This window comes from Streptomyces sp. NPDC057307, assembly GCF_042667665.1.
Classification (GTDB): Bacteria; Actinomycetota; Actinomycetes; order Streptomycetales; family Streptomycetaceae; genus Streptomyces.
This window is the reverse complement of sequence record NZ_JBHUZM010000223.1, coordinates 1-8,326: the sequence shown is the minus strand read 5'-3', so window position 1 is coordinate 8,326 and position 8,326 is coordinate 1. Positions and strand designations below refer to the sequence as shown.

Genomic DNA, 8,326 nt, shown 5'->3' with positions numbered 1-8,326 from the left:
GGCAGCGACCTCCGCCGAAGGCGGGGCCGGGGACGGGGCCGGGGGCCGGCGCCGACGCGCCCCCGGCCCCCTCCCCCGTTCAGACCCGTCAGCCGCGAACGGGCGCAGGTACCTCGTACGGAGAGCCCGCGTTCACCGATTTCGGGTCGAACGCGCCCGTCGCCGCGTAGCGCGACGCTATCTCCGCCAGTTCGGACGGCGGGATCACGTCCGCGATGTCGGTGAAGCCTTCGGGGGCGCGGGCGTGGGCCAGGGTGATGACGGCCTCGGGGCCCTGTTGCCGGTTGGCGAGTTGCAGCTCCGTCATGGCCGGGCGGCGTTCCGTCTCGTACGCCGTCAGGGCCTCCGCGCGGTCGGGGTGCGTCGCCATCGCGTGCGCCAGCGCACGCGCGTCGACGATCGACTGCGTCGCGCCGTTCGAACCGATCGGGTACATCGCGTGGGCCGCGTCGCCGATCAGGGTCGTACGGCCGTGGGTCCAGCGCGCCAGCGGTTCGCGGTCCACCATCGGGTACTCGAAGGCGCGGTCCGCGGCGGCCAGGACCTCGGGGACGCTGACGCCGTCGAACTCCCAGCCTTCGTAGTGGTGCGCGAACTTCGTGACCGGCACCGGGCGGTTCCAGTCGCCGCGCCCGGCCCCGACGAGGTCCGTCGCGGGCATCGCCAGCGCCCAGTTGACCAGGACGTGCCGGTCCCGCCCGCCGGATGCGCCGGATCCGATCGGGTGCGTCATCGGGTAGACCACCGCCTTCTGCCGGTCGTCGCCCGCGATGAACATGAACGTGCCCGCGCGGTGCGCGGGGACGCGCGAGACACCGCGGAAGACGAGCATGCCGTTCCACGGCGGCTCGCCCTCGTCCGGGTTCAGCGCGGCCCGGACCGCCGAGCGGATACCGTCCGCGCCGATCAGTACGTCGGGTTCCATGGAGGCACCACCACCCCGGCCCCGCCCGTCGCGGTGCGCGAGCAGGACGCGCGCGCGGCCGTCGGCGGAGGGTTCCAGTCCGCTGATCCGGACCCCGGCGACCACCGCGTCGCTGCCGAGCCGGTCGCGTACCGCGTCGGCGAGGACGCGTTGCAGGTCACCGCGGTGGATGGACAGTTGCGGCCACAGATAGCCGGCCGCCAGGCCGCGCGGTTCGCGGGAGATGAGCCCGCCGCCGCGGTGGTAGTAGCGCAGTTCTGCGGTGCGTACGGCGCACTCGTCGAGACGGCCGAGCAGTCCGAGCGCGTCGAGTTCGCGTACGGCGTTGGGCATGATGTTCAGCCCCGCGCCCAGCGGCTGGATCTCCCGGGCGGCCTCCACGACGGTGATGCGGTCGAAGCCTGCGGCGTGCAGGGAGAGGGCCGCGGTGAGGCCGGCGATACCGCCGCCCGCGATCATGATGTGAGTCATGGGGTGAGTCTCTTCTCGCGAAGCGGTGACGTGGCGGACACGGACGCGGGCGCGGACGCGGACATGGGCGCCGGCGCGGACGACGAGGCGGGCGCCGGCGCGTGCATGCGTACATTCGCGTGCCGCACCAGCGTCTCGTTGTCTCGGGTCAGATCCAGCACCGACCGCAGCAGCGCGATCGGCGCGCCCCCGCTTCCCGCGTCGTACAGCCGCAGTTCGTCGCTGTACGCCTTGCGCGCGATGCCGATGTGCCGGGCCCGGAACGTCTTGAGTATCCGCAGCACCCGCTCCAGCGCCACCGCCGACGCGGCCAGCACCGGCGGCAGCCGCGGCGTCGACTCCCAGCTGATCGCGGCGGACAGCTTGCTCACGGCGGAGGTCGTGCCCCGGTGCGCCGCGTGGAAGGCCCGCCACGACGGCAGGCTGTAGAGCACCGACTCGTCGAGGAACGCGTCGTACTCCGGACTGCTCCGGTCGCACTGCCACAGCGTCAGATCGACCAGCCAGAGCGGCACCTGCGCCGCCGCCGGCCCCAGATAGTCGCGGCCGGCGACGTCGATCTCCTCGAAGTACGGGCGGAGCCCGCGCGCGAAGAACTCGGGCGTGACCTGCGCGACGGTGAAGTCGATGGAGTCGACCATGGCCTGGACGTGCTGCCCCGTGCGGTCGAGCGTGGCGGCGAAGCGGGGGTCGTACGGTTCGAGTCCCGCCAGCTCCGTGCAGGAGTCCAGCGCGGCGACGAGCGCGGGGAAGACCATCCGTACCGCGTTCTGGAGGTGCCCCTCCATCTTGTCGCCGGTGTACATGCGCTGGCGGTCGCCGAGCGGATTCCACGTCGTGTAGTGGTGCACGGTGTCGCGCGGCACCATGTCGGTGCGGTGGCCCAGTTCCCGCAGTACGGGCAGGGCCTCGGGGACGGCGGCGAGCGGTTCGACACCGTGCCGTTTCAGCGAGCCGAGGAGCAGACCGAGGTCGCGTACGGCGGCGAGCGCGTCGACCACGCTCAGCGAGGCGGTGCGGTCGGGATCGGGGACGAGCGTGCGAAGGGCGACGGTGAGCGCGGGGACGTCGGCGTCCCTGTTCATCGCGGGTACGGCCGCGAGTATCGCGTCGGCGCCCAGCGGATCGGCCGCGCGTATGCCGGCTATGCGGTAGCGCGGTTCGCTGCGCGCCTCGATCGCGGGCGCGACAAGGTCGTACAACGTCATGGAAGTGCCCCCCTCGGGCGTGGGTCGGGTGGGTGGTGGGAACACGGACGGGCTTCCCGCCGTCGGGTGATCCCCCCTAGGAACCGTCGACCGGGCCCTGCCTGCGCACTCGTTCCTCCTGGGTCTACTCCAGGGCGCCGCCGACCCGGTCCTGGTGCGGGGGCGCGGACGCTGGCGCGGGGAGGCGCAGCCGGAAGGTGAGCAGCGCGGCGCAGGCGGCGAGGACGGCGCCGACGAGGAGGGCGGCCTTGAAGCCCGCGGTCTCGTCGGCGGCGCCGGCCGCGCCGAGCGCGTCGGTGCGGGCGGTGGCGACCGCGACGAGTACGGCGAGGCCGAGTACGGAGCCGAACTGCTGGCTGGTGTTGATGAGTCCGGAGGCCAGCCCGGTCTCGCCCGGCGCCGCGTCGGCCGTCGCGGCGACGTTGGTGGTGACCATGACGAGCGGCAGGGCGACGCCCAGCACGAGGCTCGGCGCGAGGACGGTGGAGAAGAAGGTGCCCTCGGCGGCGAGTGCGAGTCCCAGCCAGAGCATGCCGACGAAGAGGAGGGCGAAGCCGAGCGTCATCGTGGCGCGCAGTCCGAGGCGGCGGATGAGGCGGCCGGTCTGGGGGGCGGTGACGACCACGGCGAGGGAGAGGGGCAGCAGGCCGAGCCCGCCGTAGAGGGGGGTGTGGCCGAGGACGCGCTGGAGGTAGAGGCTGACGAGGAAGAACATCGGGAAGAGCGCCATCTGGGCCAGCGCGCTGAGGCAGTTGGCGAGCCGCAGGGTGGGCCGGCGCAGGACGGCGGGCGGCACGAGCGGGCGGGCGATTCGTTTCTCCAGAACGGCGAACACCGCGAGGAGTACGAGCCCGCCGGCGAACGCGCCCAGCGTCCGCGCGCTGGTCCAGCCCGCCTCACCGGCGCCGACGAGGCCGTACGCGACGAGTCCGAGGCCCGCGGTCGCGGTGAGCGCGCCACCGAGGTCGAAGCCGCGTTCGGCGCTGCGGGTGTTGCCGTCGAGGAGCCGCGGGGCGAGGACGGCGAGGACGAGCGCGCCGAGGACGTTCAGCCAGAAGGTGGAGCGCCAGCCGAGGAGATCGGTGAGTACGCCTCCGAGCACGGTGCCCAGGACGCCGCCGAGACCGCCCATCGCGGCGAAGGCGCCGAGGGCCTTGTGGCGGTCCGGCCCGTCGGGGAAGAGGTTCAGGAGCAGGGCGAACGCGGCGGCGGCGGCGAGCGCGGCGCCGACCCCCTGGACGGCGCGGGCCCCGACGAGCACCCCCACCGACCCGGCGGCCCCGCCGGCCGCGGAGGCGGCACCGAGCACCCCGAGCCCGCCGAGGAACACCCGCCGGTGCCCGAGGAGATCGGCGGCGCGCCCGCCGAGGAGCAGCAGCCCGCCGAAGGTGATCAGGAACGCGTTGGCGACCCAGGACAGTCCGGCGGACCCGGACCCGAGGTCCTGCCCGACGGACGGCAGGGCGACGTTGATGATCGCGGTGTCCATGATGAGCAGCAACTGCGTGGACGCGAGCAGCGCGAGCGCGGCCTTGGGACTCGGTCCCCGCCGCTCGTACGATCCCGGCGCCTCGGGGCAGGGGGCGCGAAACCCCGGGGCGCCGGGAGTTGATGGACCGGCCACACCGGGGCCGGTGGCCTCGACGGGGCCGCGTACGCCGGGGCAGTCCGCCCCGACGGGGCCGCGTACGCCGGGACCATCGGCCCCGACAGGGCCGGGTGTGCCGGCCCGGTCGGCCTCGACCGGACCGCGTACGCCGGGACCGTCCGCCCCGACCGGACCACCTACCCCCGCGTCATCCGCCCCGGCGTGGCCGACCGGACCGGCACGACCGGCGGAGCCGGGTGGCGGCGCATCGTCGGTAGGCGACGAGCCGTTGGGGCCCGCCGGGGCGAGGGGCGCGGCGTGGTCGGGGACCCGGTCACGGTCGGCCGCCGCCCCGTTCCGCTCGCCGCGCTTGTCGCGCTCGTCCCGCTCGTTCCCGCGTTCGCCGCTCACCGGGGACCCGTTCCCTCGGGTTCACCGCCGAGCGCGTAGCCGTCGAGACAAGCCTGGGCCAGTCGTTCGCAGGACGCCGTGTCGCCCTCCCAGACCTGCTGCATCAGATAGACGTGCGGCGCGCCGTGGTAGAAGCGCTCGTACTGTTCGTGGCGGGAGGCGAACTCCGAACCCAGCGCGTCCCAGGCCAGTTTCAGCAGCTTGATCCGCTCCTCGGCCGAGTGGCCCGGCGCGCCCATGTAGCGCCGTACCAGCGGGCCCAGCTCCGGGTGGAGCAAGTCCTCGCCCGACGCGGGCAGTTGGATCACCCCGCCGCCCGCGAGGAGTTTGATCTCCTGTACGGCCTGCGGATACAGCTCGCCGGCCATGATGCGCTGCGCGAACGAGATGTCCTTGCCGGGCATCACTCCGCCGCGCCCGCCGTCGACCTCCTCGTAACTCGCCTCCGCGGCCAGCACGAACGCCTTCGCCTGGGCGACCTTGCCGAGCAGCCGGCCGATCGCCTGGGTGACGGGCGGCAGTTCGTACGTCCCGTTGGACTTCGTCAGCAGGACGGCTATCCCGGCGAGGAATTCGAGTTTGGTCCAGAAGCGCGTCGCGGCCTGGTGCACGAAGTTCACGTACGCCGGTGTGCGCCACCACATTCCGAAGCTCGCGTCGACGTTCCGGTAGGTGAGCACCGACTCCCACGGGACGAAGACGTCGTCGCAGACGAGCAGCGCGTCGTTCTCGTCGAACCGCGACGACAACGGGTTGTCGAAGACGCTCCGCGCCCGGCCCTCGTACGAGACACGGGAGATGAAGCTGAGACCAGGGGTGTCGACGGGGATCGAGAAGCAGACCGCGCGGTCCACGTCCCGCGGCGCGAGCGGCTCGATCGTGCCGACGATGACCTCGTTGCCGAAGACCGCCGCCGTACCGATCATCTTCGCGCCGCGTACGACGATCCCGCCGTCCTTCTCGGCGACGACCCGCACCACGGGGTCGTCGTCCGCCGTCCCCCCGGCCGCGTCGAACGGGGTCCGCGCGCCCTGCGGGTTGGTGATCGTGAAGGTCGGGTACAGGTCGCCGTCGGCGAGCCGCCGGTGGTACGCGACCGCGTTCGCCGCGCCGTCGAAGCCGTCGGTGGTGAACACGCCCGGCGCCGCCGCGAATCCGGCCGCGCCGCCCGCCATGTAGTCCGGCGTACGCCCCAGGAAGCCGAAGCTCGCCTCGGCCCACACCTTGTACGCCCGCCGGCGCGCGACCAGGTCCTCGTAACCGCGCGGCACCGCGAACGCGCGGTGGACACCGTCCCGGGTGAGCACCGGGGTGTGCGCGGAGTCGTGTGCCAGGTCGTAGAGCCGGGCGATGGATCCCGCGGTGTTGCGGAACGCCGGGTGCCGCGTGATGTCCTCGACCCGCTCGCCGTCCAGCCAGACCGAACGGCCGTCGCGCAACGACGCCAGGTACTCCTGACCCGATCTGGTCAACACTTCTCCTCATACGAATCAAAACGATTCATGCGGCACGCACGACACATCCCATGCGCCCGCCACACCCGGCACACCGAGCACGCGCGGAACGCTGCTCCCACTCCCTGAGAGCCTTTCCTGGCGCAAGCGCCGTGAGCAATGAACGACCGTCCAGCGGTCCTTAATAACCGGCCAGACCGCGACATCGGACGGCCCTACGCGGCGGGCACCGCACCGCTTCGGTACTCCCCCGGCGTCTGCTCGAACCACTTGCGAAACGCAAGATGGAAACCGACCGCGCTGCGGTAACCCACCCGCTGCGGCAGCGCCGACTGCGGCAGCGACGTCTCCCCCAACAGCCGCGCCGCCTCCTGCATCCGACGGCCCGTCAGATGCCGGGCCGGGGCCTCCCCCACCAGTTCGCGGAAGGCCGCGGTGAAGGCCGACCTGGACATGCCGACCTCACGCGCCAGCGACTCGATCGTCCACGGCTCGGCGAACCGCGTCGCGATGATCACCATCGCCCTGCTGATGCCCGGATGGCTCAGCACCGGCAGCGACGCCGGGTTGTCCGCGATCTCGCGCAGCAGCGGCCGCAGCGCCAGGACCAGCGCCATCTCGAACGCGCGCAGTGTGATGAGGCGGTCGCCGGGGCCCACGGGACGCTGCGTCGAGGCGAGCAGCCGCAACGTGTCGCGGAGCAGCGGTTCGTTGTCCACCTGGGTGCGGTCGAGGACCAGCGCCCACGGCAGCGCCGTGTACAGGCCGGTGGCGGCGCTCGCGTCGTAGTGCAGTCCGGCGCAGAGCAGCCGGCTCTCCGGTCCGCCGCCCTCGATCTTCAGCTCGCCCGAGGTGCCGGGCAGCCGCTCGGGCAGGACGGCCGCCAGCCGTAGTCCGCCGCTGCGGTCGGGCCGGTCGGAGATGCGGTGCGCGGTGCCGGTGGGGAAGACGGCGAGATCGCCTTCGCGAAGTTCCACCGGTGTCTGGCCCTCGCCGGTGATCCAGCAGGAACCCTCGACGATGTAGTGGAGGATCGCACAGCTCTGCTCGGCGTCGCCCTCGATGGCCCACGGCGCGCTGACGTGCCAACGACTGTCGAAGACCCCCGTGAGCCGGAGCGGCTTCAGCAGCTCGCTCAGGAGATCGTCACCTTCGGTCTTGATGGGCTCCATCGGTTCCATGGACGATCCTTCAACCCCCGCCCCGGTTTGTTAATTGATCGGCCGAAGCCGCCGCCGCCAGCCTTGTGAAAGAGCCGTCATAGACAGCAGACACACCTTATCGAAGGGCCTTCAGACACATGTCCGATCAGATTCCGATGCGCGTCGCCGTCGTGGGGGCGACCGGGTTCCAGGGCGGTGCCGTGGCCCGTCTGCTGGCCGAGCGCGGGCAGCGGGTCCGTACGCTCACCCGCGCCGCCGAGGCGGACCGCCCGCCGCTCCCCGGCGCCTCGTTCGTGGGCGGTGACCTGGCCGATCCTCCCGCCGTGCGGCGGCTGATGGAGGGCGCGACGCACGCGGCGGTGGTGATGCCGCTGGTGTACGGGACGGAGCAGGTGCGGCGGTACGCCCGTAATGTCGCCGAGGCGGCACGCGACGCCGGCATCCGGCGTCTCGTCTACAACGCCAACACCCGGATCCCCGAACAGTCCACGAACGTCGCCGCCTTCGAGACGCGCAGGATCGCCGAGGAGGAACTGCGGGCGAGCGGCGTGCCGTTGGTGGTGCTGCGGCCGCCGGTCTATCTGGACAACCTGTTCAGCCCGTGGAACGGCCCCGCGCTGGTCAGCGAGGGCGTCCTGGCCTACCCGCTGCCCGGCGACAGCTCCGCCGCCTGGATCTCGCACCGTGACCTCGCGGAGGCGGTCTTCGCGGCGCTCACCGTGGACGGTGTGGAGGGCGAGACGTTCGACATCGGCGGCAGCGAGTCGCTGACCGGCGACGAGCTGGCCTCGGCGTTCGGCACGGGCCTCGGCCGGGAGGTGCGTTACCTGTCGCTGCCTCCGACGGTGTTCGAGCAGGCGCTGTCCCAGGTCGCGGGCCCGGAGGCGGCGGCCGGGGTCGCCGGTATCTACCACTACATGGCGACGGGCGACGACCCGCTGCTGATGGCGGGCGACGGCGGCCGGGCGGCGGACGCGCTCGCGGTGAAGCCGGCGCCGGTGGACGAGTGGGTGACGCGCCAGCCGTGGCAGGTCTGGTCGACGGACGCGAGCTGACACCTTCCGCTCCACGGCGGGCAAGCCCCCCGTTCCCGCCCCGTTCCCGCG

The 8,326-nt window shown here is 72.7% G+C and carries 6 protein-coding genes; 1 reads left to right on the top strand and 5 read right to left on the bottom strand.

Annotation, left to right across the window (positions count from 1 at the left end; all coding sequences use genetic code 11):
• Positions 1–88: 88 nt before the first annotated feature.
• From ACFUN8_RS36150 to ACFUN8_RS36130, 5 genes are all read right to left on the bottom strand, one after another.
• Positions 89–1,396 (bottom strand): flavin-dependent oxidoreductase, encoded by a 1,308-nt coding sequence (locus ACFUN8_RS36150; protein WP_383647354.1) that lies wholly within the window; start codon positions 1,394–1,396, stop codon positions 89–91.
• Complete coding sequence (locus tag ACFUN8_RS36145) at positions 1,393–2,604, bottom strand: monodechloroaminopyrrolnitrin synthase PrnB family protein (RefSeq protein WP_383647352.1); 1,212 nt, start codon at positions 2,602–2,604, stop codon at positions 1,393–1,395. Before ACFUN8_RS36145 ends, ACFUN8_RS36150 begins: the two co-directional genes overlap by 4 nt.
• A gap of 124 nt (positions 2,605–2,728) precedes the next feature.
• Positions 2,729–4,603, bottom strand: a complete 1,875-nt coding sequence (locus ACFUN8_RS36140; protein ID WP_383647349.1) for an MFS transporter — start codon at positions 4,601–4,603, stop codon at positions 2,729–2,731.
• Positions 4,600–6,075, bottom strand: a complete 1,476-nt coding sequence (locus tag ACFUN8_RS36135; protein WP_383647347.1) for a 4-hydroxyphenylacetate 3-hydroxylase family protein — start codon at positions 6,073–6,075, stop codon at positions 4,600–4,602. The genes ACFUN8_RS36140 and ACFUN8_RS36135 overlap by 4 nt, the downstream gene beginning before the upstream one ends.
• Positions 6,076–6,272: 197 nt before the next feature.
• A complete protein-coding gene (locus ACFUN8_RS36130) occupies positions 6,273–7,238 on the bottom strand; it encodes an AraC family transcriptional regulator (RefSeq protein WP_383647344.1) in 966 nt (321 codons plus the stop codon).
• A 119-nt stretch (positions 7,239–7,357) separates the two neighbouring features.
• Between ACFUN8_RS36130 and ACFUN8_RS36125 the strand changes: the two genes are divergently transcribed.
• The gene (locus ACFUN8_RS36125) at positions 7,358–8,275 is read left to right on the top strand and encodes an SDR family oxidoreductase (protein ID WP_382570630.1); all 918 of its coding nucleotides are present in this window, start codon (positions 7,358–7,360) and stop codon (positions 8,273–8,275) included.
• Positions 8,276–8,326 lie beyond the last annotated feature (51 nt).